25 protein-coding genes are annotated in these 25,428 nt (G+C 74.4%); 13 read left to right on the plus strand and 12 right to left on the minus strand.

The annotated features are described in order from the left end of the window. Positions 1–42 precede the first annotated feature (42 nt). Positions 43–1,083, minus strand: coding sequence for an SGNH/GDSL hydrolase family protein (locus tag ACFU9E_RS21900; protein WP_380680324.1), 1,041 nt, complete (start codon positions 1,081–1,083; stop codon positions 43–45). Between the two features lie 198 nt (positions 1,084–1,281). Between ACFU9E_RS21900 and ACFU9E_RS21905 the strand changes: the two genes are divergently transcribed. Continuing rightward, complete coding sequence (locus tag ACFU9E_RS21905; RefSeq protein WP_380680327.1) at positions 1,282–2,100, plus strand: HEAT repeat domain-containing protein; 819 nt, start codon at positions 1,282–1,284, stop codon at positions 2,098–2,100. An 82-nt stretch (positions 2,101–2,182) separates the two neighbouring features. Here ACFU9E_RS21905 and ACFU9E_RS21910 read toward each other — a convergent pair whose 3' ends face one another. Beyond that, positions 2,183–2,632: an ArsI/CadI family heavy metal resistance metalloenzyme gene (locus ACFU9E_RS21910; RefSeq protein WP_380680330.1), complete on the minus strand. Its 450-nt coding sequence runs from the start codon at positions 2,630–2,632 to the stop codon at positions 2,183–2,185. 76 nt (positions 2,633–2,708) lie between these two features. Here ACFU9E_RS21910 and ACFU9E_RS21915 point away from each other — a divergent pair, with 76 nt between their 5' ends. The 3 genes from ACFU9E_RS21915 to ACFU9E_RS21925 are packed head-to-tail and all read left to right on the plus strand — an operon-like array spanning position 2,709 to position 4,218. Continuing rightward, entirely contained in the window at positions 2,709–3,065 is a 357-nt protein-coding gene (locus ACFU9E_RS21915; RefSeq protein WP_380680333.1) for a metalloregulator ArsR/SmtB family transcription factor, read from the plus strand. Then, positions 3,062–3,802, plus strand: coding sequence for an aquaporin (locus ACFU9E_RS21920; protein ID WP_380680336.1), 741 nt, complete (start codon positions 3,062–3,064; stop codon positions 3,800–3,802). Before ACFU9E_RS21915 ends, ACFU9E_RS21920 begins: the two co-directional genes overlap by 4 nt. After that, a complete protein-coding gene (locus ACFU9E_RS21925) occupies positions 3,799–4,218 on the plus strand; it encodes an arsenate reductase ArsC (RefSeq protein WP_380680339.1) in 420 nt (139 codons plus the stop codon). The genes ACFU9E_RS21920 and ACFU9E_RS21925 overlap by 4 nt, the downstream gene beginning before the upstream one ends. Positions 4,219–4,343: 125 nt before the next feature. On the opposite strand, the gene ACFU9E_RS21930 is transcribed toward ACFU9E_RS21925, so the two are convergent. Next, positions 4,344–5,336, minus strand: a complete 993-nt coding sequence (locus ACFU9E_RS21930) for a winged helix-turn-helix domain-containing protein (RefSeq protein WP_380680342.1) — start codon at positions 5,334–5,336, stop codon at positions 4,344–4,346. Positions 5,337–5,707: 371 nt separating this feature from the next. Between ACFU9E_RS21930 and ACFU9E_RS21935 the strand changes: the two genes are divergently transcribed. Further along, a complete protein-coding gene (locus ACFU9E_RS21935) occupies positions 5,708–6,709 on the plus strand; it encodes a DUF4331 family protein (protein ID WP_380680345.1) in 1,002 nt (333 codons plus the stop codon). Positions 6,710–6,818: 109 nt separating this feature from the next. On the opposite strand, the gene ACFU9E_RS21940 is transcribed toward ACFU9E_RS21935, so the two are convergent. The 4 genes from ACFU9E_RS21940 to ACFU9E_RS21955 form a co-directional block, all read right to left on the minus strand. Then, a complete protein-coding gene (locus tag ACFU9E_RS21940; RefSeq protein ID WP_380680348.1) occupies positions 6,819–7,181 on the minus strand; it encodes a hypothetical protein in 363 nt (120 codons plus the stop codon). 63 nt (positions 7,182–7,244) lie between these two features. Next, positions 7,245–8,186: a metallophosphoesterase gene (locus tag ACFU9E_RS21945; protein WP_380680351.1), complete on the minus strand. Its 942-nt coding sequence runs from the start codon at positions 8,184–8,186 to the stop codon at positions 7,245–7,247. A gap of 131 nt (positions 8,187–8,317) precedes the next feature. Next, positions 8,318–9,007: a hypothetical protein gene (locus ACFU9E_RS21950; protein WP_380680354.1), complete on the minus strand. Its 690-nt coding sequence runs from the start codon at positions 9,005–9,007 to the stop codon at positions 8,318–8,320. A gap of 9 nt (positions 9,008–9,016) precedes the next feature. Further along, complete coding sequence (locus ACFU9E_RS21955) at positions 9,017–9,913, minus strand: alpha/beta fold hydrolase (RefSeq protein WP_380680357.1); 897 nt, start codon at positions 9,911–9,913, stop codon at positions 9,017–9,019. A gap of 116 nt (positions 9,914–10,029) precedes the next feature. On the opposite strand from ACFU9E_RS21955, the gene ACFU9E_RS21960 reads away from it, so the two are divergent. Both ACFU9E_RS21960 and ACFU9E_RS21965 read left to right on the plus strand, forming a co-directional pair. Then, positions 10,030–10,662, plus strand: a complete 633-nt coding sequence (locus ACFU9E_RS21960) for a TetR/AcrR family transcriptional regulator (protein WP_380680360.1) — start codon at positions 10,030–10,032, stop codon at positions 10,660–10,662. Positions 10,663–10,722: 60 nt separating this feature from the next. Beyond that, positions 10,723–10,959, plus strand: a complete 237-nt coding sequence (locus ACFU9E_RS21965) for a hypothetical protein (protein WP_380680363.1) — start codon at positions 10,723–10,725, stop codon at positions 10,957–10,959. Between the two features lie 49 nt (positions 10,960–11,008). On the opposite strand, the gene ACFU9E_RS21970 is transcribed toward ACFU9E_RS21965, so the two are convergent. Then, on the minus strand, positions 11,009–12,466 hold the full coding sequence (locus ACFU9E_RS21970) for an aldehyde dehydrogenase family protein (RefSeq protein ID WP_380680366.1): 1,458 nt from the start codon (positions 12,464–12,466) through the stop codon (positions 11,009–11,011). 58 nt (positions 12,467–12,524) lie between these two features. On the opposite strand from ACFU9E_RS21970, the gene ACFU9E_RS21975 reads away from it, so the two are divergent. Next, positions 12,525–13,136, plus strand: coding sequence for a TetR/AcrR family transcriptional regulator (locus ACFU9E_RS21975; protein WP_380680369.1), 612 nt, complete (start codon positions 12,525–12,527; stop codon positions 13,134–13,136). On the opposite strand, the gene ACFU9E_RS21980 is transcribed toward ACFU9E_RS21975, so the two are convergent. Then, positions 13,137–13,628, minus strand: coding sequence for a GNAT family N-acetyltransferase (locus ACFU9E_RS21980; RefSeq protein WP_380680372.1), 492 nt, complete (start codon positions 13,626–13,628; stop codon positions 13,137–13,139). Between the two features lie 97 nt (positions 13,629–13,725). Beyond that, positions 13,726–14,763 carry an aldo/keto reductase gene (locus ACFU9E_RS21985; RefSeq protein ID WP_380680375.1) on the minus strand — a complete coding sequence of 346 codons (1,038 nt, stop codon included), beginning with the start codon at positions 14,761–14,763 and terminating at the stop codon, positions 13,726–13,728. A gap of 93 nt (positions 14,764–14,856) precedes the next feature. On the opposite strand from ACFU9E_RS21985, the gene ACFU9E_RS21990 reads away from it, so the two are divergent. Genes ACFU9E_RS21990 through ACFU9E_RS22000 form a run of 3 tightly spaced genes read left to right on the plus strand, consistent with a single transcriptional unit; the run spans position 14,857 to position 16,053 of the window. Beyond that, positions 14,857–15,522, plus strand: a complete 666-nt coding sequence (locus ACFU9E_RS21990; protein WP_380680378.1) for a TetR/AcrR family transcriptional regulator — start codon at positions 14,857–14,859, stop codon at positions 15,520–15,522. Positions 15,523–15,538: 16 nt separating this feature from the next. Further along, complete coding sequence (locus tag ACFU9E_RS21995) at positions 15,539–15,688, plus strand: hypothetical protein (RefSeq protein WP_380680381.1); 150 nt, start codon at positions 15,539–15,541, stop codon at positions 15,686–15,688. Continuing rightward, entirely contained in the window at positions 15,685–16,053 is a 369-nt protein-coding gene (locus tag ACFU9E_RS22000) for a helix-turn-helix domain-containing protein (RefSeq protein WP_380680383.1), read from the plus strand. Before ACFU9E_RS21995 ends, ACFU9E_RS22000 begins: the two co-directional genes overlap by 4 nt. On the opposite strand, the gene ACFU9E_RS22005 is transcribed toward ACFU9E_RS22000, so the two are convergent. After that, positions 16,050–19,241, minus strand: coding sequence for a putative bifunctional diguanylate cyclase/phosphodiesterase (locus ACFU9E_RS22005; RefSeq protein WP_380680386.1), 3,192 nt, complete (start codon positions 19,239–19,241; stop codon positions 16,050–16,052). The genes ACFU9E_RS22000 and ACFU9E_RS22005 overlap by 4 nt on opposite strands. A gap of 187 nt (positions 19,242–19,428) precedes the next feature. On the opposite strand from ACFU9E_RS22005, the gene ACFU9E_RS22010 reads away from it, so the two are divergent. Both ACFU9E_RS22010 and ACFU9E_RS22015 read left to right on the plus strand, forming a co-directional pair. Then, complete coding sequence (locus tag ACFU9E_RS22010) at positions 19,429–22,923, plus strand: amino acid adenylation domain-containing protein (protein ID WP_380680389.1); 3,495 nt, start codon at positions 19,429–19,431, stop codon at positions 22,921–22,923. Continuing rightward, entirely contained in the window at positions 22,920–23,828 is a 909-nt protein-coding gene (locus tag ACFU9E_RS22015; protein ID WP_380680392.1) for a leucyl/phenylalanyl-tRNA--protein transferase, read from the plus strand. The genes ACFU9E_RS22010 and ACFU9E_RS22015 overlap by 4 nt, the downstream gene beginning before the upstream one ends. Before the next feature lie 46 nt (positions 23,829–23,874). Here ACFU9E_RS22015 and ACFU9E_RS22020 read toward each other — a convergent pair whose 3' ends face one another. Then, positions 23,875–25,377, minus strand: coding sequence for a right-handed parallel beta-helix repeat-containing protein (locus tag ACFU9E_RS22020; RefSeq protein WP_380680395.1), 1,503 nt, complete (start codon positions 25,375–25,377; stop codon positions 23,875–23,877). Between the last annotated feature and the right edge of the window lie 51 nt (positions 25,378–25,428).

Below are 25,428 nucleotides of genomic sequence, written 5' to 3' on the forward strand. Positions count from 1 at the left end.
CCCCGGGGCGCCCGCGTGCGGCAGATCGGAGGCGTCGGGCGGTCAGTGTTCGAGGAGGGCATCGCGGATGGCGCGTTCGACGTGGGCGGCGGTGTCGGCGTATCCCGCCGCGTTGGGGTGGGCCAGGGTGGTGCGCTTGTCGATCGCCGCGCAGTTCAGGAACGAGCCCGGCCAGTGGTCCTCGGCGTTGCCGCAGAGCCCTTCGACCCACCTGGTCTCCTCCGGCCGGCAGGCGTCGTGGCCCACGCTGGAGGCGTGGACGTCGACGTAGCGGTCGCCGAAGGCCTTCGAGACCCGCTGGATTGTGCGGTTCAGCGGTGCGAGCACCTCGTCGCGGAGCCAGTTGATGTCGTCGGCGGTGATCGAGCCGAGCTGGGTGGGGTCGCCGCCGGTGCAGGCACTGCCCTTCTCCGGCAGGACGGCCGGGTAGCCGACCGTGATCACCTTGGCGTTGGGCGCGGCCCGGTGCACCTTGGCCAGCATGCCGATGAACTCGTCCTGGAGCCGGTCGAGCCTGTCCCGGATGCTCGCCTCGCCCTCGGGCGGATCGGTGTAGTAGTCGCGGCAGGAGCGGCCGGCCCGGCCGGCGTGGCCCAGTTCGAGGCACTTGAGGAGCATGACGCCGAAGGGCAGGTCGTTGGCGCCGATGCCGATGGTGACGACGTCGGTGCCGTCGCCCAGCTCGGCCCGCGTGGTCTGCTGGTCCAGCGCGCTCCAGCCGCCGGCCGGGGGCTGGACCGGGCTGATCGGCGTCTGTCGGGTGGTGGCGATGTCGGCGACGGTGGCGCCGCTGCAGCTGACGTCGGTCAGCCGGACGGGCTTGCCCGGCGGGGACGCGGCGAGCGCCCGGTCGACCAGGTCCGGGTAGGCGTTGGCGGTGCGGTCGCAGCCGTCCCGTGACGCGTCGCCCAGCGCGGGCCGCGGCTCCCCGACGAACACACCGGTGGTGAACGAATCGCCCAACGCGGCCCACTGGTACTTGTCGGACGCGCCGGCGAGGCCCGAGGGCAGGATCGCGGCGGCCGTCAGCCCCAGCCCGACGGCCAGGACGCGTGCTCGCGGGCGGGGGTCGGGGTGTCGCATGGATCCTCCGTGAGCTGGGAAGCCGGCCGGGCGGAAAGCGGCCCCGGGCGGAACGGACTTGGGCCGAGATCATCCATGCCGATGGCGCGTCCCTCCGGGAGACGCGGGCCGACCACCCCTGTTCGGCCGCAATGCTCAGATCATTCGCCCGGCCGCGATGGCCGCCGTTGTCGCAGCGGGCGCATAACATGCCAACTCATGGCGATGTTTGTGCATTTGACGGCGACGGCGAATGCGCCGCGCATCCGGCGGTCCGGGATCCGGGCGGTGAGCCACGGCCAGGACGGCACGCGCGGCGTGTACTGCTTCCCGGTGCTGCCGTCGTACACCCTCACCCACCAGTGGATGCGCGAGCTGGGACGGTTCGACAGCAGGGGCGGGCGGGTGGCCGTGCACGTCCGGCTGGACGACGCCCAGCCGGTGGAGGTCGGTTCCTACGGGGACCGGTGGCTGCAGCGTCAGCGGACCGTCCCGGCGGCGGAGGCGGTGCGGCGGATCGCGGCGCTGGACGACCCGCGTGGGTGGGAGGTGTTCGTGCCCCGGGCGATCAGGGCGGGGGAGGTGCACCGGATCCGCTCCGCGCCGCAGGTGGTCGGCTGGCGGTACCAGCCGGACGCCCACGGCACCCGCCCCTGCACCTGCAACGGGTGCCAGGGGCGCGGCGGCTACGGGGCGCGGCGGCTGCGCGAGCGGCTGCCGCACCCGCTGGACGGTCCGCCGCCGCCGACCCGGGTGCTGCTCGCCAGGATCGTGGCGGCGGGCGAGCCGGGCGACCCGGCCCAACTGCGCGAGGCCCTCAAATGGTTCTGGATGCCCGGGCGCACGCGGGGCCCGGTCGACGAACTCGCCCGCCTCGCCGCGCACCCCGACCCCGGCGTGCGGGAGGTCCTGGTGCGGGCGGTCGCCGCCTGGTCCACCCCCGGGGTCGGCGAGCTGCTGGACCGGCTCGCCGACGACCCGGACCCGGGCGTCCGGGAGGCGGTGGCGGAGGCGAAGGAGGAACGCACGGCGCGGTGACGGCCCGGCCCAGGGTGGCCTGGGCCGAGTCCATCCACCATGCCCGCCACTCTGCCCGCCCCAGTGACACCCGGGGCGTTCGTCAGCCGTGGGCCGTCGCCGCCGCCTCGGCGTCGCCGGTGCAGCAGGTGCCGGAGGCGCCGTCGGTGGCCTTGGCGAGGGTGTCGGCGTCGGCCTTGACGACGTAGACCTCCCAGGGCTCCTTGCCGGGGCCGTGCACCCAGACCTTGTCCTGGACGGCGTAGCAGCAGGAGGTGTTGCTCTCCTCGGAGGTCGCCAGCCCGGCCTCCCGGAGGCGGGTGGTCGCGGCGGTGACCTGCTCGGTGCTCCCGACCTCGACGCCGAGGTGGTCCAGCCGGGTGTCCTCGCCGGCCTCGCCCTCGATGAGGACGAGCTTGAGCGGGGGCTCGGCGATGGCGAAGTTCGCGTAGCCGGGGCGGCGCTTGGCGGGCTCGGTGCCGAAGAGCCGGGAGTAGAAGGCGACGGAGCCTTCGAGGTCGGCGACCCGCAGGGCGAGCTGGACACGGGACATGACGGTCTCCTCTGCATCGATGAATGTCGATACAGCGAGCTTGCCTCGCTGCTTAGACAGCTGTCAACATAGACATATGTCGAATCCGGAACTGCAACTGATCGGGCAGGACGAGGCCGCGGCCTGCTGCTCGCCGATGGTCCGCGAGCCGCTCGGCGAGGAGGCGGCCGTCGACCTCGCGCGGAAGTTCAAGGCGCTCGCCGACCCGGTGCGGCTGCGCCTGCTGTCGCTGATCGCCTCGCACGAGGGCGGCGAGGCCTGCGTCTGCGACCTGACCGGGCCGTTCGACGTGTCCCAGCCGACCATCTCGCACCACCTGAAGGTGCTGCGCGAGGCCGGCCTGGTCGACTCCGAGCGACGCGGGACGTGGGTCTACTACTGGGTGCTGCCCGCGGCCCTGGCCGCGCTCTCCTCCCTGCTCCAGACCCCGTGACGTCCTCGACGGCGTCCTCGACCGCGTCCGCGACGGCGCCCTCGATACCGCTCGGCCGTCGCGCGGCGGCCGAATTCGTCGGGACCGGTGCGCTGGTCGCGATCGTGGTCGGCTCCGGCATCCAGGCCGCCACGCTCTCCCCGGACGTCGGCGTGCAACTGCTGGCCAACTCCCTGGCCACCGTCTTCGGCCTCGGCGTGCTGATCACCCTGCTCGGGCCGGTCTCGGGGGCGCACTTCAACCCGGTGGTGACCCTGGCCGCCTGGTGGACGGGGCGCGGCGACGGCCCGACCGGCCGCGAGCTCGCCGCTTACGTCCCGGCGCAGGTCGCGGGGGCGATCGGCGGTGCGGTGCTGGCGAACGCGATGTTCGCCGAACCGACGGTCCGCTGGTCGACCCACGACCGCTGGGCCCCGCACCTGTGGCTCGGCGAGGTGGTCGCCACGGCCGGGCTCGTCCTGCTGGTCCTCGGCCTCGCCCGCGTCGGCCGGGAGCGGCTCGCGCCGGTCGCCGTCGCCTCGTACATCGGCGCCGCGTACTGGTTCACCTCCAGCACGTCCTTCGCCAACCCCGCGGTGACCGTCGGCCGGGCCTTCACCGACACCTTCGCCGGCATCGCCCCGGCCTCCGTGCTGCCCTTCGTCGCCGCCCAGCTCCTCGGCCTCGCCGCCGGACTCGCCCTGGTGGCCCTGCTGTTCGCCCCTCCCACCCCGCTGCCCGAAGGACGCCGCCCGTGAGCACCCCCGCGATCCCCACCGTCCTGTTCGTCTGCGTGCACAACGCCGGCCGCTCCCAGATGGCCGCCGCCTTCCTCACCCACCTCGCCGCCGGCCACGTCGAGGTCCGCTCCGCCGGCTCCGCCCCGGCGGACGCCGTCAACCCCGCCGTGGTCGAGGCGATGGCCGAGGTCGGCATCGACATCTCCGCCGAGATCCCGAAGGTCCTCACCGTTGAGGCCGTCGAGGCGTCCGACATCGTGATCACCATGGGCTGCGGCGACGCCTGCCCCTACTACCCGGGCAAGCGCTACCTGGACTGGCCCCTCGCCGACCCCGCCGGCCACGGCGTCCCCGCCGTCCGCCCCATCCGCGACGCCATCGAATCCCACATCCGCGCCCTCCTCGCCGACCTCGCCATTACCCCCACCGCCTGACCGCGCACCACTGCCCCGCACGGGAAGTCGGCCCGCCCGACTTCCGGTGCGGGCGTTCGAGTTCCACCCCTTCCTGTACCGGAGAGCCGATGCCCCTGCGCCCCCGGTGGCCCGCAGCTGGTCGGCTACACGGCGCCGGGCGGGGAGGCGGCGTCCTGGGCACTCTGATCGGTGGCCGTGCCGTGGGCGAGTTCGAGGCCGAGGCGGGTGGGGTGGTGGTGGACGGTCTGGCCGTTGCGGATGGTGGCGATGAGGCCGGCGTCGCGCAGGACGGAGGCGTGTCGTGAGGCGGCGGCGGGGGAGACCCCGAGGGTGGCGGCGAGCCGGCCGGTGGTGAGGGCGGGGGTCCGGGCCACGGCGACCAGGGCCGCCGCCCTGGTCGTGCCCAGCAGGGACTGCAGGGCCCGGGACGGCGTGTGGAGTTCGGGGTCCCGGGTGAGGGGGGTGGCGGCGGTGGGGTAGCTGACGATCACCGCGTCGGCGAGCGGGTTGAAGGTGATGCCGGTGGCGAGCGCGGAGGGCTGGAAGACCAAGGGCCGTCCTTCGAGGGAGTCCACGGAGTCGACCCGGGTGTTCAGGCGCAGGTGGCGCCCGTCCCAGTCGACGGACGGGTGGATCGAGCGCAGCAGGCTGTCCGGGCCGCCGACGGCGGCGTGGGCCCGGGTGGTCGCGGAGGCGGTGGCGACGAGGGAGGAGATGCGCCGGCGGTAGGGGTCCAGCGCGGTGGCCCGCAGGCCGGCGAGGATCCGGTCCAGCGCGGTGGTCGCCCGGGGGTCGCCCTCGGCGAGTGCGCGGGTGAAGGGCGTCAGGGCGGAGGACCGGGCCAGGTCCCGCAGATGGGCGACGGCGGGCGGGGAGGCGGGGTCGACCGGGGCCGGCGCGGGCTGCACGGCCTCGTCGAAGAAGGCCGGCAGGTAGAGGTCGGTGTAGAGGTCGAACAGCCGGTTGTGCCGCGGGTTCCAGGCGCGGGCGACGTCCAGGCGCCACGCCGAGAGGTGGCGGCCGGGCGGCCTGACCACCAAGTGCCGCCCGCTCAGCGCGAGTTCGTAACCGAAGTCGGGCGCTTCGGCGACCCGCATCCGGTCGAGGTCGTCGGTCGTCAGACGGATCTGTATCAACGGGGCATCCCTGGCGCGCTCCCTGGCGGTGCTGTCGTGGATCGCTCGATACGTTCGACGACGCTCGAAGCCTTTGCGTCCTCGCGCAAAAGCGTAGCCACCGCGCTGCCGGCAGGGGAGTGTTGGTCGCGACGAAGACATCCTGGACTCCACCCAGGAGCGCAGTACGGCCGCGGGACCGATCGATTTCCCCGGCTCCCTGTCACGGTCGCGGTCGGTGCGCTTCGAACCGCCGCGACACGGGGGTTGGCAGTGGGCCGACGATCCGGCTTCCGGCCGTCCCGTGCTCCTGTCCGCCGATCGGCGGACAGGAGCCGGGTTCGCGGGTGTCCTCCCCGGTCCGCGCGGGGCACCCTGGTAGCTCTACGGCCATGTCCCACCACCTCAGCGGACCCAACCTCCGCTCACCGCGCGGCGATGCCCGGCTGGACCTCACCGACCTGTTCGCCTTCCCGGCCGCCGACGCCCCGGGCCGCACCGTCCTCATCATGAACGTGAACCCCTACGCCCCCACCGGCGGCACGGAGTTCCACCCGGACGCGGTCTACCGCATCAACATCGACAGCGACGGGGACAACCGCGCCGACGTCGCGTACTCGTTCACCTTCTCGGCGCCGAACGGCGGGGGCGCCGGGGCTGCCGGGGCCGCCCAGAGCGTCACCGTGCGCCGCGCGACCGGCGAGGCGGCGCGCAAGCACGAGGACTCGGGCGACGTCGTGTTCGCCGACGCCCAGGTGTCCTTCGGCGACGCGCCGCACGTCATCCCCTCGCCCTACGGCGGCTACCGGCTCTCGGTCGGGCTGCGCAGCGACCCCTTCTTCGCGGACCTCGAAGGGATCGTCAACAACTTCAGCTGGACCGGCAAGGACGCGATGAAGGACGCCAACGTCTTCGGCATCGCCCTCGAAGTGCCGGACGCCGACCTCGGCCCGGAGCCGACGATCGGCGTGTGGGCGCGGGTCAGCCTCCACCAGGACGGGCAGCTCGTCTCCGTCGACCGCGGCGCCCACCCCTCGCTCACCGCGTACTTCAACGCGGAGGAGGTCAAGGACGTGTACAACACCGGGGAGCCGGCCGACGACTGGGAGACCTACCGCCGGCCGTGGACGGCCGTCCTCCAGCACACCGGCGACTACACCACCGACGCCGCCACCGAGACGCTGAAGCTCGTCCTCCCCGACGTCCTGCGCTACGACCGCTCCCGCCCCGCCGCCTACCCCAACGGCCGCACCCTCACCGACGACGTGACCTCGGCCCGCCTCGCCATGATCTCCGGCGGCAAGATCACCAGCGACCACATCCCCCCGCACACCGACCTCCTCCCCGTCTTCCCCCACCTCGGCCACCCCCACCCGTACCCGCCGGCCGGGTAGCCGCCCGCCCGAGGGGAGTGGAGAGCCGGCCGCTGCGACTTCCCACTCCCGACCGCCCGAGGACCGGGCCGAGGGTGCGCCGGGGGCGGGAATCCGGAAGCGTTCGCGATCACCCCGGGAGGAGGCACTGGGACTGCGGGTCGAAGCAGTTGAGGCCCATCGAGGCGGCCAGCTGCGAGGCGTACACGGCGGCCTCCTCGGCCATGCTCCAGCGGATCGGGAAGTAGATCAGCGGGCCGCTCGCCTCCCCGATCAGGGGGCCCGTCGACCAGGGCGAGGTGTCGTGCTCGTCCTCGGTCAGGTCGGGCCACCGTCGCAGGAGGGCGGCGACGTAGGCGGCGATGCGGTCGGTCGGGGGGATGTCGGGGCCGTCGGCGGCGACGTAGCGGTCGTAGAGGTCGTCGAAGCACTGGCTCGCGGCGGCGTCGTCGGCGGGCCGCTCGCCCTCCCACACGGCAAGGTCGTAACTCATGGGCGCAGCCTGTCATCCGGCACCGACAGTCGGGTGTGGCGGTCGGCAGGGGCGCCGCGCGGGCTACCGGTGGGCGAGCGGGCGGCGCTCGCCGTAGCGGGCCTCGAACTCGTCGTCGCTGAGGGCATTGAGCTCCCGGCCGGTGATCCGGCCGGCCATCATGTCGGCGAGGAACACCGGCATGGGGGTGGCGCGCATGGCCTCGGTCATCGCCCCGGGGACGATGCGGACCTCGGTCTCGACGCGGCCGTCGGGGTGCAGCCGGTAGGTGCGGTAGCCGGGCCCCTCCAGGATGCGGTTGGGCGCGTCGATGCTCATGAAGCTGGACGGGCAGACGTGGACCGGGCGGCCCTCGAACTCGCCGGAGAGGTCGCTGTGCAGGTGGCCGGCGCCGATCGCCCGGATCGTGGGGAAGTCGCGGACCAGCCGGGTGAGTTCGCGGTAGGTCTCGGTGTCCGGGGCGGTCCGGGGCAGCGGCGGCTGGTGGAGCCAGAGGAAGACGTGCTCCGCCCCCGTGGCGGTCAGGATCGCGCGGGCGCGCTGCTCCTCGACCGGGGTGAGGCCGGGCTGGGCGGCCCGGTGGACCCGGTCGTCGAGGTCGCGGTAGCCGCCGTCGTCCGTGGCCTCGCGCCCGTGGGCGTTGGTGTCGAGGAGCAGCATCAGCCAGTTGCCGACCTGGACGGCGGGCTCGACGTGCACGTTGGGGCGGGGCAGCCGGGCCTGCATCGGGTCGTGCCGGTCGTGGTTGCCGCCGAGGCAGTAGACGGGGGTGGGCAGCGTGTCCAGCATCCCGCCCAGCCGGTCGTAGGCGCCGGGCTCGCCGAGGTCCGCCAGGTCGCCGGTGGCCACCACCAGGGCGGCGTCCGCGATCGCGTCCGCCGCGTCGGCGAACACCGCCGCGAGGCCGTCCTCGGGTTCGTGGGCGACGAAGGACCGGGTGCCGGGGGCGGCGCGGAAGTGGGTGTCGGAGATCTGGACGATGCCGATGGTGCCGTCGTGCGTCATGTGCGGCCTCACTCTGGTGGGGGCCCGGCCGCGGGTCCGTGGCCGGGCCCCACCAAAGCTAGGGAAGTGGCAGGACTGCCAGATGGCAGTTGTGTAAATTCCTGACGAGCATTTCCTTGCGGTTGATCGGTTCAGGCTGTCGCGGCCGGCGTCTCCCACGGCACCTCGGCGGCGAAGCTCGTGCCGAGCAGCCGCACGAGGTTCCAGTAGTCGTCGTCACCGGCCTCCGTTCCGTCGACGATCAGCCGGGCGGAGGGGAACGGGCGGCCGGGCCGCAGCCGCGACAGCTCGATCAGGCGGGCACGGTCGGCGGCGGCCCGCGTGCCGCCGTCGAGGCCGTTGTCGAGGCCACCGTCGAGGCCGCCGTCGAGGCCGGCCAGTGCGGCGCGCAGGGTGGGCTGGAAGGTGCCCTCCTCCTCCCAGATCCCCTCGATCTCGTCGAGCTCGATCGTCACGAACGCGCCCGGCGCCTTCTCGACCGCCTGCCGCAGCAGCGCGGCATGGGCGTCGAGCGGGCCCTCGGTGGCGAACAGTGCGTTCAGCACCGGCAGCGCCGCATCGAGCTGCGCGAGCGCCCGCTCCTTCGCCGCCAGCGGCGCGGTGGCCTCCACCTCCGCCTCCTCGTCGTCGTCCAGGTCGTCCTCGTCGAGCGTGAACACACCGGTCACGAGGTCCGCCGGACGGAACATGGCGAGCCAGAGCAGCGGCACGCCGGAGACGTCGTGCGCGACGACCCCGCCTTGCGGATCGAAGCCCTTCAGCTGGCTGGAGGGGTAGAGGGAGGCCACCTCGGTGGCGCAGAGATACGCGTAGTTCGCCATGTCCGGAGGCTAGCGGGCCCCACTGACCGCGCCGCTGATGAACCGCAGCAGGTGGTCGTTGACGAGGTCGGGGCGTTCCAGGTTGAGGCCGTGGCCGGCCCGCTCCACGATCTCGGCGCGGACGCCCGGGATGAGGGCGGTGACGCGGGCGAGGGCCGGGGCGGGGCGGAGCAGGGCGCTGCGGCGGCCGAGCAGGACGAGGGCGGGCAGGCGGATGGAGCGCAGTTCCTCGTCGGTGAACCGGCGGGCGGCAGGGCGGGTGCTGGGCTTGTAGCTCCGCATGGCCAGCATCAGCGGGGCGATCATCTCGGGCGGGGCGCTCAGCGCCGGGTTGGCGAGCAGGCGGCCCAGCGCGGGGCGCCAGCGCCGGGGGGCGAGCAGGCCGAACAGGCCGCCGATCATGTGGGCGTAGAAGCGGGCGGGGACCTCGCCGATGCCGCCGGGGTCGAGCGGTGCGACGGAGGCGAGGCGTTCGGGGGCGTGAACCGCCTGGTTGAGGGCCAGCCAGCCGCCGTAGGAGAGGCCGGCCAGGTGGATGCGGTCCAGGTCGAGCGCGGCGAACACCTCGCCGAGCCAGGCGGCGTTCTCCGCGGAGCCGGCCGCGACGGCGCGCTGGACGCTGCGGCCGGGGTCGTCGAGGGTGTCGATCGCGTAGACGGGGTGGTGCTCGCCGAGGGCGGCGATCTGCGGGTACCAGTTGGACGCGTGCCCCGCGTGGCCGTGCAGCAGGACGACCGGTTCGCCGGTCGCGGGGCCGTAGCGGTGGACATGGACGGTGCCGTAGGAGGTCTCGACGTCCAGCTCCTCGCGCGGGCCCGGCCACAGCTCCATCGCGCGGTCGTAGGCGGCGAGGAACGTCGCCCGGGCCCCGTCGTCGGTGAAGTGTCCGATGGCTGTCCTGGTCATGGGTCCCCTCCCGGAACAGGCGTGAAGCGGCGGATCGGCAAGCCGCCGATCGGCAAAGCCGCAGGACTTGATGGTATGTTTGTACCATAAAAGAATTCGAGAGGAACCGGAACCCGATGCCCAAGCTGGTGGACCACGAGGAACGGCGCGCCCACATCATCGACGCCCTGCTCCGGGTGGCGGCGAGCGACGGACTGCACGCCGTCACCATGCGATCCGTCGCGACCGAGGCGGGCGTCTCGGTGCGGCTCGTGCAGTACTACTTCGACACCAAGGAGCAGTTGCTGCTCGCGGCGCTCGGCCGCCTCGCCGTCCGCATGGGCGAGCGGGTCCGCGACCGCGTCCGGGCGACCGGAGCGTCGACGGCCCCGCGCGACGTCGTCGAGGCGGTGCTGATCGAGGCCGTGCCGACGGACGAGGAGAGCCGCACCTTCCACCTCGTCTACACCGAGTACGCGGTGCTCTCCGTCACCGACCCCGCGCTCGGCGGCCAGTCGTTCCTGGCCGCACCCAACGAGATGGAGGGCTTCCTGGTCGCCCAGCTGACCGCCGCCCAGCAGGCCGGGGACACCGATCCCCGGCTGGACGTCCGGCAGGAGGCCGTCGTGCTGCTCGCCGTCTCCGCCGGTCTCGGCCTGAGCGTCCTGCTCGGCCAGCGCACCGCGGAGGACGCGACGGCCGTCCTGCACTACCACCTCGGCCGACTCTTCCCCGGAGGCGTCAAGTCCGCACCCCATACGGTCCGTTGATCGGGTGAACGGCAGAGGAATGTCGGCGAGCCGGGTGAACGGGGCCGAGAAGCTGGCGGCATGAGCGAGACGACGCAGTCCCTCCGGCCGTTGCGTGGCGCCGCGATGACGAGGATGGCCCTGTCCGTCCTCACCGCGACGGCCGACGCGCCGGAGCCGGAGCCCGAGCCCGAGCCGGTGCCCGCGCCCGAGTCCGAGCGCGAACTCAGGCGCGGGCGCCGGGCGTTCACCGAGCGACGGTCGTGGGACCTCGGGGACGGGGCCACGTCGTTCAGCGTCTACCTGTGGAGTGCCTGAACCGGGAGGGGCCGGGAGGAGCCGCAGGGAACCGGGAGGCGGCCGCGTCCTACAGGAACCGGCGCAGCAGCCCGGACTTGCGCGCGGTGAACGGCGGGTAGGCCAGCCGCAGGGTGTCCGCGCGCAGCGGCTTGTCGAGGACGGCCTTGGTGTGGCTGAAGGTGTCCAGCGAGTGCCGGCCGTGGTAGCCGCCCGTGCCGCTCTCGCCGACGCCGCCGAACGGCAGCCCGGGCACCGCCAGATGGGCGTTGGGGGCGCCGAAGTTCAGGGCGCCGGAGGAGGTCTGCGCGGTCAGCCGGGCCTTGGAGCGGGCCGAGGCGGTGAACGCGTAGAGGGCGAGCGGCTTGTCGCGGGCGGTGATGAAGGCGATCGCCGCGTCCAGGTCGGGAACGCGGACGATCGGCAGCACCGGACCGAAGATCTCCTCGCGCATCACCGGCGCGTCCGGCTCGACGTCGGCCAGGACGGTCGGGGCGAGGTAGCGGGTGGCGCGGTCGCGGTCGCCGCCGGTGACCAGGCGGCCGTCCCCGAGGAGGGCGGACAGCCGGTCGAAGTGCCGCTCGTTGACGATGCGCCCGTAGTCGGGACTGGCGGCGGGGTCGGCGCCGTACATCGCGCGGATCGCCTCCGTGAGGTGCCGCTCCAGGGCCGGCGCGGTGTCCCCGACGGCGAGCACGTAGTCGGGGGCGACACAGGTCTGCCCGGCGTTCATGAACTTGCCCCAGGCGATCCGGCGGGCCGCCGCCGCGAGGTCGGTGCCCGGCTCCACGACGGCGGGGCTCTTGCCGCCCAGCTCCAGGGTGACCGGCGTGAGATGGCGCGCGGCGGCGGCCATCACGATCCGGCCGACGGTGCCGTTCCCGGTGTAGAAGACGTGGTCGAAGCGCTGCTCCAGCAGCGCCGTGGTCTCCGGCACCCCGCCCTCGACGACGGCCACCGCCCGCGGGTCCAGGGCGCGCGGCAGCCACTCGGCGAGGGCGGCCGAGGTCGCCGGGGCCAGTTCGCTGGGCTTGACGACCGCGGTGTTGCCGGCGGCCAGGGCGCCGACCAGTGGGGAGAGGGCCAGCTGCAGCGGGTAGTTCCACGGGCTGATGATCAGCACGGTGCCCAGCGGCTCGCGCACCGTGCGGGCCCGGGCCGGCTGGAGCGACAGCGGCACCGGGACGCGGCGCGGGCGCAGCCAGCGGTCCAGGTGGCGCAGGGTGTGGTCGATCTCGTTGAGGGTGAAGCCGATCTCGGTGGTGTGGGCCTCGGTGGCGTTCTTGCCGAGGTCGGCCCAGAGGGCGGCGGCGAAGACGGCCTCCTGTTCGACGAGCAGGCGCCGCAGGGCGCGCAGCTGCGCCTTGCGCCAGGCGACGGGCCTGGTGCGGCCGGTGGCGAAGGCGGCGTTGAGGCGGGCGACGGTCGAGGCGGCGTCGGTGACGGTGCCGTCGGTGGTGGTGCCGTCGGTGGTCGAGGCGGCAGCGTCGGCGGCGTCCAGGGCGAGGGGTTCGGTGGAGGCGCTCATGCTGTCGAGCCTATACGAAACGAAACGTTTTCGTTTCTTGTGGCGATATGCTGGTGGGATGACTGAGACCGCGGCACGCCGGGGCCGCCCCCGTGACGCGAGCCGGAACCGGGCCCTGCTGGACGCGACCCTGGCCGTACTGGCGGAGAGCGGCTACGGCGGGCTGACCACCGCCGCCGTGGCGGCCCGGGCGGGCGTCTCCACCGCCACCCTCTACCGCCGCTGGTCGTCCAAGGACGACCTGGTCATCGCCGCGGCCGCGCTCTGCGCCGAGGACCTCACCGTCCAGCCCGACACCGGCAGCCTCGAAGGCGATCTGCGCACCCTGCTCCGGGACAAGGCCGCCGCCATGACCGGCGAGGGCGGCCGGCTGATGCGGGCCCTGATCGGCGAGGCCACCCGGAGCACCGCCCTGGCCGAGGCGCTCGCGGCGGCCTTCCTCGCGCCGGTCCACGAGCGGGTCGGCACGATCGTGCGGCGCGCCGTCGAGCGTGGGGAGATCCCGCCGCCCGAGGACGCCGAACCGCTCGGTGACGTGGTCGTCGGCCCGGTCATGAGCCGGTTCTTCCTCACCCCGAAGGCGCCCGACCAGGTGGACGCGCGGGCGGCGGAGGAGGCGGCCGACCGCCTCCTCCCGTTCGTCCTGCGGGCCCTGGGCCACCGCGCCTGATCAGGCGGCGGGAAGCGGCTTGGCCATCACGATCTCGCGGCTCACGCCGTCGGGGAGGAGGTCGCCCGGCTCGCCGGTGTCCGTGAAGCCGGTGCGCTCGTACAGGGCGATGGCGTGGGCGTTGCCCGGCATCACAGCGAGGCGCAGGGCGGGCAGGCCCTGCCGGGCGGCCCACCGCTCGATCTCGGTGATCAGCAGGGCGCCGACGCCCCGGCCGCGCGCCTTCGGGCCGACCCACATCGAGATCAGCTCGGCGTGACCGTCCTGCGGCACGCCGGTCGCCATCGCTACGGGCTCGCCGTCCACCAGGGCGACCAGGTCGAGGGCGCCGGGGATCTCCAGCCGGGACCGCCAGCGCTCCTCGCGGTCGCCCTCGCCCTGCCAGTCGGCGAGCGCGGAGCCGAAGGCGTACGGCGCCTCGGCCAGGGCGGCCAGGCGCAGCTCGCGCCAGAGCGGCCAGTCGTCGGAGGTCAGTGCACTCAGTTCGATCATGGTCTTGACGATGCCCTGTCGTGAGCTGCGCTGACAAGCGGTTATTGTCCGGCCGCGCGCCTGTCCGCACGCCCCGCTCGCACCCCCGCGCCGCCGCTCAGCCCGCGAGCGGCGGGTTGCGGCGGGCGAAGGCCTCCTGGCGGCGGTACGGGAAGTAGGGGTACGGCGCGGTGCGCAGGCTGGCCGCGTCCAGCCGGGCGACCTGCCCGGGCGTCAGCTCCCAGCCCACCGCGCCGAGGTTCTGGCGCAGCTGTTCCTCGTTGCGGGCGCCGATGATCACCGAGGAGACGGTGGGCCGGCGCAGCAGCCAGTTGATCGCCACCTGGGGGACGGTCCGGCCGGTCTCCTCGGCGACCGCGTCCAGCGCGTCCATCACGTCGTACAGCAGCTCGTCGTCGACCGGCGGGCCGTAGTCGGCGGTGTCGTGCAGGCGGCTGCCGGCCGGGATCGGGGTGCCGCGGCGGATCCGCCCGGTGAGGCGCCCCCAGCCGAGCGGGCTCCAGACCAGCGCGCCGACGCCCTGGTCCTGGGCGAGCGGCATCAGCTCCCACTCGTAGTCGCGGCCGACCAGCGAGTAGTAGACCTGGTGGGCGGCGTAGCGGGGGCGGGCGTCGCGGTCGGCGGCGGCGAGGGACTTCATCAGCTGCCAGCCGGAGAAGTTGGAGACGCCGGTGTAGCGGACCTTCCCGGCGCGGACCAGGTCGTCCAGGGTGGCGAGCACCTCCTCGACGGGGGTGGCGGCGTCGAAGGCGTGCAGCTGGAAGAGGTCGATGTGGTCGGTGTCCAGGCGGCGCAGGGCGGCGTCGACGGCGGTGACCAGGCGGGCGCGGGAGGTGCCGGCGTCGTTGGGGCCGTCGCCGACCGGCAGGCCGGCCTTGGTGGAGATCAGCACCTGGTCGCGGCGGCCCTTGACGGCCTGGCCGAGGACCTCCTCGGAGGCGCCGTCGGAGTAGACGTCGGCCGTGTCGAAGAGGGTGACGCCGGCGTCGATGGCGATGTCGAGCAGGCGGCGGGCGTCGTCGGCGTCGGAGTTGCCCCAGGCGCCGAAGAGCGGACCGCGGCCACCGAAGGTGCCGGTGCCGAGGGAGAGGGCGGGGACGGTGAGGCCGGACGCGCCGAGGCGGCGGTACTCCATGGGGGGTTCCCTTCGCTAACGGGACTTTTGTGCCGTTAAGATGTCACCGACCCTAGCACTGTCGGCGACGCTAATGGAACAGGAATCCCGTTAATGACTTCATCGAGCCCGCAGGGCCCGCAGGGAACCCAGGGAGCCCAGGGCATGCAGCGGCCGGGCGGCCGGACGGCGCGCGTGCGGACCGCCGTGCTGAGGGCGGCCGAGGACGCTCTCGTCGAGGTCGGCTTCGCCGGGCTCGACCTCGGTGACATCGCCCGGCGGGCGGAGGTCGGCCGCACCACCGTCTACCGGCGCTGGGGCTCGGTCGGCGCGCTGCTCGCCGACGTCCTCGCCGACATGGCCGAGCAGTCCCTCCCGCGCAGCCGCACCGGCTCCCTCCACGAGGACCTGCGGGCCAACGCCCGCCTCGTCCGGCGCACCCTGGCCGACCCCCGCCAGGGCGCCCTGTTCCGCGCCGTGCTGGTCGCCGCCACCTGCGACCCGGCCGCCGCCGAGGCCCTCCACCGCTTCTACCGCGCCCGCGTCGAGGAGTGGGCCCCCTGCGTCACGGAGGCCGTCGACCGCGGCGACCTCCCGCCCGGCACCGACCCCGCCGAAGTCATCCGCGCCGTCTCCGCCCCCCTCTACTACCGCATGCTCACCACCCCCGACCCCCTCGACGAGGCCACCGCCGACCGCGCCGCCGCCGCCGCCGAAGCCGCCGCCCGCGCGGGCGCCTTCCGGCTCGGCGGGCCGGGCGCTATAGGGATTTCTGTATAGTCGCCACCGGCCAGACATGTGGCGGCTCGAAATCGAGCCGGATCGCAAGACACGGCAGCGTGAGTCCGCGGAGGTCGAACGGGCGCACCAGGCGCAGAAGGAGTGCGAGGCCCGGCACGGTCCGGCCGAGCACGAGTACGACCGGATCAAGGAGGAGAGTCCGTGAACCACGGTGAGTGGAGGACCCGGCGTACCAAGAAGCTCCTGGGTGAGCCGGTCGAGGAGTCCGCGGCCTACATGGAGGCAGGGTACGCGTTCGCACTCGGGCAGGCGGTCTACGACCGGCGCACCGAACTGGGGCTTTCCCAGACCGAGCTGGCCCGTCGTGCGGGCATGAGCCAGCCCCAGATCTCGACGATCGAGGGCGGTGACTCGCTGCCGACGCTGCCCCTGCTCCGACGGCTCGCGCGGGCACTGGAGGCGGCGCTCACCATCGATCTCGACGGCGATGCCTCGTCCTTCGTGTTCTCGCCGCACGGCGACCTGCCGGAGGGCGGGGCTTCGGCGGGAGCGGGTCGGTCGGCCGCCTAGTGCTCCTGGAGGCCGGTGCGGGAGGGGTGGCTCAGGGCGGTGGTGTGGCGGGTGATGAAGTCCTGGGCCTGGTCCGCGGTGAGGGGGTGGGCGAAGAGGTAGCCCTGGCCGAGGGGGCAGCCCATGGCGGCGAGGAGGTCGCGCTGTTCGGGGTGCTCGATGCCCTCGGCGATGACCTGGACGTCGAGGGTGTCGGCGATCCGGGTGATGCCCTCGACGAGGGCGTACTGCTGCTGGGAGAGGCCGAGGCCGTCGATGAAGGACTTGTCGATCTTCAGCACGGAGATCGGGAACTCGCGCAGGTAGGACAGCGAGGAGTAGCCGGTGCCGAAGTCGTCGATGGCGATGCCGACGCCGAGTTCGCCGAGGGTGCGCATGTCGGTGTGGACACGGTCGTCGCGGCGCATCAGGACGGATTCGGTCAGCTCCAGGACCAGGGACCCGGGCGGGATGCCGGAGGAGCGCAGGGCGCCGCGGACCACGTCGACGAAGCCGGCGTCGCGGAACTGGCGGGCGGAGACGTTGACGTTGACGCGCAGCGGGGGCAGGCCGGCGGTGGCGCGGGCGGGGGTGCTGAGGTCGTGCCAGGCCGCCGCCTCCTGGGCGGCGCGCTCCAGGACCCAGGCCCCGAGCGGCACGATCTGGCCGCTCTCCTCGGCGAGGGCGATGAACTCGTCGGGCAGCACCATGCCGCGCCGGTCGTGCGGCCACCGGACCAGGGCCTCGAAGGCGACCAGGTCCCCCGTCTGCAGATCGACGATCGGCTGGTAGTACAGCCGGAAGGCGGACTCGGCGAGCGCGGTGTCCAGGTTCTCGTTCAGCTCGTGCCGCGCCATCAGCCCGGCCTGCAGTGCCGGCTGGTAGGGGCACCACTGCCGCTTGCCCGCCGCCTTCGCCGAGTACAGCGCGAGGTCCGCGTGGCTCAGCAGCTCGGTGGCGTCCACGCTGTCCTCGGTCGTCGCCACCCCGATGGACGCCGACACCCGCACCGCGCCCGCGCTCAGCTTGAACGGCTCGGTGAACGCCGCCAGCACGGCCTGGGCGATCACCCCGACATCGGCCGGCTCCAGCGCGTCCTCCACCAGCACCGCGAACTCGTCGCCGCCGAGCCGGGCGGCGGTGTCGGAGGAACGCAGCGCGGTGGAGATCCGCAGCGAGACGGCGACCAGCAGCTCGTCGCCGACCGCGTGGCCCTGGGTGTCGTTGACCACCTTGAAGTCGTCCAGGTCGACGAAGAGCACCCCGGTGACGGCGCCGCTGCGCTCGCCGCGGGAGAGTGCGTGGCCGACCCGGTCGCGGAACAGCACGCGGTTGGCGAGGCCGGTGAGCGAGTCGTGGAAGGCCCGGTGGGTGAGTTCGCGCTCCATCTGCCGTTGCTCGGTGACGTCGCGCAGGGTGAGCACCAGGCCGCCGACCGTCGGATCGTCGCGCAGGTCGTTGCAGTGCACCTCGGCCTCGATCGGTGAGCCGTCGGCCCGCAGTAACCGCCAGTGCTCACGCAGGGTGTCCAGGCCGGAGCGGGCGCCGCCGGTGACGGCGGGGCCGCGCATCCGGGCCAGCGCCTTGCCGACCGCCCGGCTGTCCTCGGGTGGCACCAGGTCGGTGAGCAGCGTGCCCGCCAGGTCGGCACGGCCGAGGACGCGCCCGGCGGAGGAGGCCGAGGCGTAGCGCACCGAGTCGTCCTCGTCGAGGATCAGGATGACGTCGCCGGCGCTCTGCACCAGGGTGCGGAAGTAGGCCTCGCTGTCGCGCCGGGTGATCTCCTGGCTGAGCATGACCCGTTCGACGGCGAGCGCGGCCTGCGCGGCGAGGATCTCCAGCGAGCCCCAGAGACTGGTCAGCTCCTGCTCGGTGCCGGTGACGATGAGGGCGCCGATCAGCGGGTCGCCGGAGGGGCGCTCGGCGAGGGTGAGCGGGCACAGCAGGGCGCTCGGCATGCCGTCGATCCGGCCGGCGAGGCCGTTGCCGAGGTCCCCGACGGGCAGCAGCCGCGTCTCCCGGTAGGCGGCCAGGGCGAGCACCTCGCCGGAGTCGCGTCCGGCGCCGAGGTGGTGGCGGCCCGCCCCGCGCTCGGCGTGCCGGACGTGCAGCACGCCGCCCTCGGTGACGGCGAGCAGCGCGACGTGGCCCGGCTCGGTGGGCATCAGGGTGGACGCGGCGGCCTGGACGGCGTCGGCGACCTCCTCGACGGTGACGGCCGCGGTGAGCGAGGAGCCGGCCTCGCGCAGTGCCCGCTCGCGGGTGACGGCCTGCCGGCGGGCGCGCACCACGACCGCCAGCCGGGCGAGCACCAGCAGGTAGAGGATCGCCGAGAAGGCGCCGATGACCCCGGCGTTGCTGGTGTTCCCGTTGGCCGCCTCCACCATCAGGATGGTCGGCGCGATCAGCGAGGCGGCGGCGAGCAGGGCGAGCCGGCCGGGGCCGATGTCGGGCTGCTGGCTGGGGATGGGCCTGGTCAGCTCGACCATCGAGGGGTGCAGCGCGGCGGCGCCCCAGGCGGTGTAGAAGGCGGCCCAGCCGAGGTCCACGGGGGTGCCGATGTGCCAGTCGCCGTGCAGCAGGATCAGCCCGTACAGGATGTCGGAGACCAGCAGGCCGACCGTTCCGGCGGCGAGCAGCTGCAGCGAGCGGCTGACCCCGCCGCGCGGCACGATCAGCCGCAGCAGCAGGGCGAGCACGACGACGTCGCCGAGCGGGTAGGCGATCGAGACGGCCTTCTGGAACCAGCCCAGGTCCGGGTTCCGGGCGTAGGGCAGGATCAGGTAGATCCAGGCGAGCAGCGCCAGGCCCATGGTGAGGATGAGCGCGTCCAGCAGGCTGGCCCGGTCCTGATGCGCCGTCCGCCAGCGGATGAAGCCCAGCACGCCGGCCGCGTAGAGCAGGTACTCGGCGAGGTAGAAGCCGTCGGCGACGGACGGGAACGGGCTGCCCAGGTGCAGGAACTGCATCTGGACGACCTGCACCACCTCGCCCGCGGTGAAGCTGAGGTTGGCGAGCGCCAGCAGGTACCAGTAGACGGCGTGGGAGGGGCGGTTGAGGCGGACGCCGACCACGATGGCGGCGACGCCGCCCAGGCCGATGCCCGTCCACCAGATGATCCGCTGGGAGGGGTTGGTGTAGTAGATGCCGGTGAACAGCACCATCCACGCCAGGTAACAGACCATCAGGCGTTGGCGCCGACGTGTCAACGAGCTACCTCCTCCTCGGCATCACCACGCCCGCCCCGAGTGGGGCGGTGGGGTCCGGGCAGGGGCTCGCGAGCGTCCGTCCCGGGCCGGGGAGGTCCGGTCGGACGTTCGAAATGGGCCTTGAGTGCGTATAGTCGGAAATGTCGCACCTCCCAGCATTCTGCCGCCACAGCACGAGGTCAAGCCGGTGGACGATGCAGCAGAGAGCGCACGGGGAGCACGTCCCGGAGCGCGTTCCGGACGTCACGCCGTGCTGGTCAGCCAGGACGGTCAGTACGCGATCTGGCCGGGGGACCTCACGGTGCCGGGCGGCTGGCGCCCGGTGTTCGGGCCCGCCCCGCGCGAGGAATGCCGCCGGTACGTGGAGCGCGAGTGGGCTCCCGCCGGACTTGGCTGCGGGCCCCCCGGACACGCCCCCGGGACCGGAGCCCGACCCCGGTCCGGGCCCGCCGGCACCGTGCACGGGCTGGTCCGGGCGCGCGCCGCGCACGACCCGCGTGCCGCCGCCGTCGTCGCGGACGACCGCACGCTCGACTACGGAGAGCTGGACGCCCGCAGCGAACGGCTCGCCGCCGTGCTGCGCGCCCTGGGCACCGGGCCCGAGCGGATCGTCCCGGTGTGCCTGGAGCGCGGAGCGGACCTGGTGACCGCCTGGCTCGCCGTGCTCAAGGCGGGCGGGGCCTTCCTGCCGCTGGATCCGGCGCACCCGCACCGTCGGCTCGCCCGGCTGGTCGCGGACTGCGGCGCGCACCTGGTCGTGGCGGGGGAGGGGACGCGCTTCCCGCAGGCGCGGACGGTGACCCCGGACGAGGGCGCCGCCGCGCCGGCCGAGGTGCCCGACATCGGTGCGCCGGACGACCTGGCGTACCTGATCTACACCTCGGGGACCACCGGCACCCCCAAGGGCGTGCCGGTCACCCACCGCGCCCTGGCCTTCACCCTGGACCGGGTGATCGACGCCTACGGGCTCACCCCGGCCGACCGGGTGCTCCAGCTCGCCGCGCTCGGCTTCGACACCTCGCTGGAGCAGGTCTTCGCGACCCTCGCCGCCGGGGCCACCCTCGTCCTCGGCGGCGCCCGCACCTGGGCGCCCACCGAGCTCGCCCACCGGATGCCCGGGCTGCGGCTCACCGTCGCCGACCTCACGCCCGCCTACTGGCACCACCTGCTCGGCCTCTTCCCGCCCGGCGGACCCGCGCCCGAGGGACTGCGGCTGATCGTGGTCGGCGGCGACACCGTGCACGAGGACGACTGCCGGGCCAGCCTGGAGCGGCTGCCGGGCGTCCGGCTGGTCAACGCCTACGGGGTCAGCGAGGCGGCCGTCACCTCCACGCTCGGCGCCGTCACGCGGCGAACGCTCGCCGCGCCCGGTCCGCACGGGCCCGGCGCCCCGGTACCGATCGGACGGCCGCTGCCCGGGGTGCGGGTGCACGTGCTGGACGCCCGGCTCAGCCCCGTGCGACCCGGCGAGAAGGGCGAGATCCACCTCGGCGGGCCGGGCCTGGCCCGCGGCTACTGGAAGGCGCCCGGGTCGACCGCCGAAGCGTTCCTGCCCGACCCCTACGCCCCCGGTCCCGGCGAGCGCATGTACCGCACCGGCGACGCCGGGCGCTGGCGGGCGGACGGCACCCTGGAGGTCCTCGGCCGCTACGACGACCAGCTGAAGATCCGCGGCCACCGCGTCGACCCCGCCGAGGTCGAGTCCGTGCTCGCCGGCCACCCCGACGTCCGGCAGGCGCGGGTCGCCGCCGGCGAGGGCGGCGACGGCAGCCGTGTGCTCACCGCGTACTACACGCTCACCGACCGGGCCGTCTCCGGCCCCCGCGCCCGGCGCGGCCGGATCCGCGCCTACCTCGCCGAACGGCTGCCGGACTTCATGGTCCCGGACCGGTTCGTACCGCTCGCCGGCATGCCGCTCACCCCGGCCGGGAAGATCGACCGCCGCCGGCTGCCGGACGCCCCGCCCCGGGTGCGGCCGCGCGACGACGACCGGGCGGACGGGCGCCCGGCGGACGGGGACCGGTACGAGGGGGACCGGTACGAGGCGGATCGGTACGCCGGGGACCGGCCGGACGGGGCGGCGGCGCGGGCCCGGGCGGACGCGCCGCCCGACCGCCGCGAGCAGGCGCCCGCCCCCGGTGGCACCGGCTCCGCCGTCGAGGCCGGCGTCGCCCAGCTCTGGTCCGAACTGCTCGGCATCGAGGAGATCGGCCCCGACGACGACTTCTTCGAACTCGGCGGCAACTCCCTGCTCGCCATGGAGATGCTCGCCCGGGCCCGCATCGTGTTCGGCATCGACGTCACCCGGATCCGCTTCCTCACCCGCGCGTTACTGCGCGACGCCACCCTGCGCGCCTTCGCCGCCGCCACCCTCGCCGCCGGTGAGCCCCCCGCCGGCGAGGCCGCCGTCGACTGGGCCGCCGAGGCCCGCCTCGACACCCCCCTGCGGCAGTCCTGGAGCCCCGCCCCCTCCCGCGCCGAACCCACCGAGATCCTGCTCACCGGCGCCACCGGCTTCTGCGGCGCCCACCTGCTGGACGCCCTGCTGCACACCACCGACGCCCGGATCCACTGCCTGGTCCGCGCCCCCGACGAGGAGCACGCCCTCGAACGCCTGCGCGCCGCCCAGCAGCGCTACCTGCGCCACGACCTCGCCGACCGCCGCGTCGTCCCGCTCGTCGGCGACCTCGCCGAACCCCGGCTCGGCCTGGGCCGACCGCACTTCGAGCGGCTGGCCGGCAACCTCGACGCCGTCCACCACCTCGGCGGCCAGGTCAACTTCCTCTACCCCTACCACCAGCTGCGCGCCGCCAACGTCGCCGGAACCCGCGAGGTGATCCGCCTCGCCGGACACTCCCGCGGCATCCCCGTCCACTACCTCTCCACCCTCGCCGTGCTGGCCGGCTTCGGCCCGGCGGGCGTGCGGGAGGTCGCCGAACGGACCCCGCTCGCCCACCCCGACAAGCTCGCCGTCGGCTACGTCGAGAGCAAGTGGGTCGCCGAACAGCTGCTCCACCACGCCGCCGCGGGCGGGCTGCCGGTCACCGTGCTGCGCACCAACGACGTCACCGGGGACCTGCGCACCGGCGTGATGAACACCGGCACCGAGATCTGCGCGCTTATCAAGTACATCGCGCAGAGCGGCAGTTGCCCCGACGTCCGGCTGCCGCTGGACTTCGTGCCGGCCGACCGGTTCAGCCGGGCGATCTGCCACGTGGTCGCCCACGCCCCCGCCATCGGCGAGGTCTACCACCTGACCTCGCCGCACCCGGCGGACCTCGCCGACCTCGCCGCCCGGCTGCGTGCCCGCGGCCACCGCGTCGACCTCGTCCCCTACCCGCGGTGGGTGCGCGACCTCGTCCGGTTCGCCGCCGGGCACCCCACCCACCCGATGACGCCGTTCGTGCCGCTCTTCGTCGACCGCGTGCCGGGTACCGAACTGTCCATCAGCGAGCTGTACTTCCAGCCCATGTTCCCGCGCTTCGACCGGGCCGGCACCGAACGGGCGCTGGCCGGCAGCGGGGTGGAACTGCCGGCCGTCGACGACGCCCTGCTCGACTTCTACCTCGACCGGCTCACCGCGGACGGCTTCCTCGACGCGCCGAGCGAGCCCCGGCCGCGGGAGGCGTCGGCGCCGGAGGCACCGCTCGTGGAGACACCGCCGCTGGAGGCGCCGCGATGACGGCCACCGCCCCCGAGGAGCTCTTCGCGGCGCTCGACGTCGCCCGGGCGCCCGCCGACGGCCCGGCCGCGTTCGGCGCCGACCTCGCGCCCCGCACGCTGCTCGCCGCCTACCGGCGCGGACTGTTCCCGCTGCCCGCCGCCGACCCCTACGCGAGCGCCTTCAACGAGGCCCGCTGCGAAGGGGCGGTGGCGGCCGGCGAGATCGCCCTGCTGCCGGTCCCCGGCGCCGACCCCGAGGCCGCCGCCGACCCCGCCGCCGACCCGTACGCGCTCGCCTGGTGGTCGCCCGACCCGCGGCCGCTGCTCGCCGTCGACGGCGTCCGGCTCGGTCGCAAGCTCTCCCGGCTGCTGCGCAACCGCCTGGACTGGTGGACCACCGCCGACCTGGCCTTCGGGGAGGTGCTCGCGGCCTGCGCCGAGGGCCGTGAACCTCCCTGGCTCACCGAGGACTTGCAGCGGGCGTTGACCGGTCTGCACCGGATCGGCGCGGCCCACAGCGCGGAGGTGTGGGAGGAGGGCGAGCTGGTCGGCGGGGTGTTCGGGATCGTCGCCGGGCCGGTGCTCAGTCTGGATTCGATGTTCCACCGCCGCCCGGACGCCGCCCGGGTGGCCGTCGCCGACCTCGCCGCCCGCTTCGCCGCCGCCGGGGGTACGCTGCTGGACGCCCAGTGGGACTCCCCGCACGTGCGCTCGCTCGGCGCCGTTCCGCAGCCCCGGGCCCGCTACCTCGCGGCGCTGGCCGGGGACGCCGGGGACGGCGAGGAGGCCGGTCGGGCCGTCGGGCCGTTGGACACCGTCCGCCTCCCGGCCGCCCGACTCGCCCCGGAGCGCCCCCGCGAGCCGCACCGGCACGGGCGCCCGCGCGCGCACCGGCACCCGTACCGCAACGCCCGGCGTGCCTGAGGGGCCGTCCGCCGAACAGCGGCCCCCGGCCGTCGGCCGTCCGTGGTCAGGAGCCGCCGGGGCGGCCGGGGCCGGGCAGGGTGACCTCGGAGGTGGACGTGCGGACCGGGCCGGCCGGGCCGGTCGCGGTGAGCGTCACGGTGTAGGTGCCGGGGGCGGGGTAGTCGTGGTCGAGGAACCCGTGGCCGGGCTCGACGGCACGGGGCGCGCTGCCGTCCCCGAAGTCCAGGCTCGCGGTGCCCGGTACCCAGCCGGCGGAGTACCCGACCGCGAACCGCGCGTTGAGCGGGTGGCCGGGCCGGGGGCGGGGGCGGGCGCTCACGCGGACGCGCAGCGGGTCCTGGAGCTCGATGGCGCCGCGGTCCCGGTAGCCCCACGCGGTGGGGCTGGGGAAGCCCGGGTGATCGGCCGGCTCGGCGCCGTGGAGGTCGGTGGCCAGGGTGCCGAGGGCGGTCGGGTCGGCCGCGTCGGTCAGACCCGCCACGGCGGACGGGGTGTAGTCCCCGCCGTCGGCGGCGAATCCCGGGTCGACGGCGTTGTCGCTCGCACCCTGTCCGACGGCCCGGAAGGCCTCGGGGGTGGCGAACGGGGTGCCGCCCCAGGAATAGGCGTACGGGCCCGACGGGACGACGGTGTTGTAGTCGACCTTGGTGCTCCGGACGGATCCGGCCGACACCACCAGGGGTGTCGCGGTGGGCGGCGTGCCGCCGCAGCGCGGGGCAGGACGCTTGGCCAGGATGTTGTTCTCGGCCACCGACCCGGTGGAGTTCCCGGCGAACTCCAGGTCGGTCCCGCAATTCCGTGCGAAGGTGTTGCCCACCACGATCGTGCCGGGCGCGTCGGTGGCCACCACACCGCGGCCGGCGCCCCCGGTGATCAGGTTGGTGGTGACGACGACGCCGGAGGTCCCGCTGTCGACCGCGACGCCGGTGACGGGCGCGGCGGAGACCCGATTGCGGCTCACCGTGACGTTCGCGCCCGTACCGGTGATCCGGACGCTCGGGGTCGCCGCCGGGAAGGCCCGGACGCCGCCGCGGGCCGGATCGCCGGCCTCCACGTCGTTGTGGTCGACGAGGATCCGGGTGGAGTCCCTGACGAGCACGCCTTCCTGCGGGGCGTCGAGGCGCAGGCCTGACACGGTGACGTCGTGCACGCCCTCGAACACGAAGGCGTGCGGAGCGGGGGGCGCCCCCGGGGCCCAGTGGCGGGTGCCCACGGACGCGTTCGGCACGCGGTCGGCCTGCTCGGCGCCCTGGAAGACGATCGGACGACCGGGCTCGCCGGAGCGCCTGACGGTGACCTGGCCGGTGAACCGCCGGTCGGGTGCGAGTTGGACGGTCTGCCCGGGGCCGGCCACGTCGGCGGCGGCCTGGACCGTGCAGAAAGGCCGCTCCCGGGTGCCGGTCCCGGCGTCCGAGCAGTTCGAGCGGGGGCCGTTGTCGACGTGGAGCACGGTGGTCTCGGCGTGCGCGGTGAACGGGAGCACGGTCCCGGCGATCGCGGAGCCGGCGGCCGCGAGCGCGAGGCCGACCTGACGGGATGCTGGCACGGGCGGGATCCTCCTGGAGCAGCCGGCACGGAATCGGCGCCACGTGGTTGA

The sequence above is a fragment of the Kitasatospora sp. NPDC057595 genome, assembly GCF_042800875.1.
Taxonomy (GTDB): Bacteria; Actinomycetota; Actinomycetes; order Streptomycetales; family Streptomycetaceae; genus Kitasatospora.

Bases quoted from the DNA above. Each gene is read 5' to 3' on its own strand.
- ACFU9E_RS21900 (WP_380680324.1), bottom strand. From the start codon at position 1,083: ATGCGACACCCCGACCCCCGCCCGCGAGCACGCGTCCTGGCCGTCGGG.
- ACFU9E_RS21905 (WP_380680327.1), top strand. From the start codon at position 1,282: ATGGCGATGTTTGTGCATTTGACGGCGACGGCGAATGCGCCGCGCATC.
- ACFU9E_RS21910 (WP_380680330.1), bottom strand. From the start codon at position 2,632: ATGTCCCGTGTCCAGCTCGCCCTGCGGGTCGCCGACCTCGAAGGCTCC.
- ACFU9E_RS21915 (WP_380680333.1), top strand. From the start codon at position 2,709: ATGTCGAATCCGGAACTGCAACTGATCGGGCAGGACGAGGCCGCGGCC.
- ACFU9E_RS21935 (WP_380680345.1), top strand. From the start codon at position 5,708: ATGTCCCACCACCTCAGCGGACCCAACCTCCGCTCACCGCGCGGCGAT.
- ACFU9E_RS21940 (WP_380680348.1), bottom strand. From the start codon at position 7,181: ATGAGTTACGACCTTGCCGTGTGGGAGGGCGAGCGGCCCGCCGACGAC.
- ACFU9E_RS21945 (WP_380680351.1), bottom strand. From the start codon at position 8,186: ATGACGCACGACGGCACCATCGGCATCGTCCAGATCTCCGACACCCAC.
- ACFU9E_RS21950 (WP_380680354.1), bottom strand. From the start codon at position 9,007: ATGGCGAACTACGCGTATCTCTGCGCCACCGAGGTGGCCTCCCTCTAC.
- ACFU9E_RS21955 (WP_380680357.1), bottom strand. From the start codon at position 9,913: ATGACCAGGACAGCCATCGGACACTTCACCGACGACGGGGCCCGGGCG.
- ACFU9E_RS21960 (WP_380680360.1), top strand. From the start codon at position 10,030: ATGCCCAAGCTGGTGGACCACGAGGAACGGCGCGCCCACATCATCGAC.
- ACFU9E_RS21965 (WP_380680363.1), top strand. From the start codon at position 10,723: ATGAGCGAGACGACGCAGTCCCTCCGGCCGTTGCGTGGCGCCGCGATG.
- ACFU9E_RS21970 (WP_380680366.1), bottom strand. From the start codon at position 12,466: ATGAGCGCCTCCACCGAACCCCTCGCCCTGGACGCCGCCGACGCTGCC.
- ACFU9E_RS21975 (WP_380680369.1), top strand. From the start codon at position 12,525: ATGACTGAGACCGCGGCACGCCGGGGCCGCCCCCGTGACGCGAGCCGG.
- ACFU9E_RS21980 (WP_380680372.1), bottom strand. From the start codon at position 13,628: ATGATCGAACTGAGTGCACTGACCTCCGACGACTGGCCGCTCTGGCGC.
- ACFU9E_RS21985 (WP_380680375.1), bottom strand. From the start codon at position 14,763: ATGGAGTACCGCCGCCTCGGCGCGTCCGGCCTCACCGTCCCCGCCCTC.
- ACFU9E_RS21990 (WP_380680378.1), top strand. From the start codon at position 14,857: ATGACTTCATCGAGCCCGCAGGGCCCGCAGGGAACCCAGGGAGCCCAG.
- ACFU9E_RS21995 (WP_380680381.1), top strand. From the start codon at position 15,539: ATGTGGCGGCTCGAAATCGAGCCGGATCGCAAGACACGGCAGCGTGAG.
- ACFU9E_RS22015 (WP_380680392.1), top strand. From the start codon at position 22,920: ATGACGGCCACCGCCCCCGAGGAGCTCTTCGCGGCGCTCGACGTCGCC.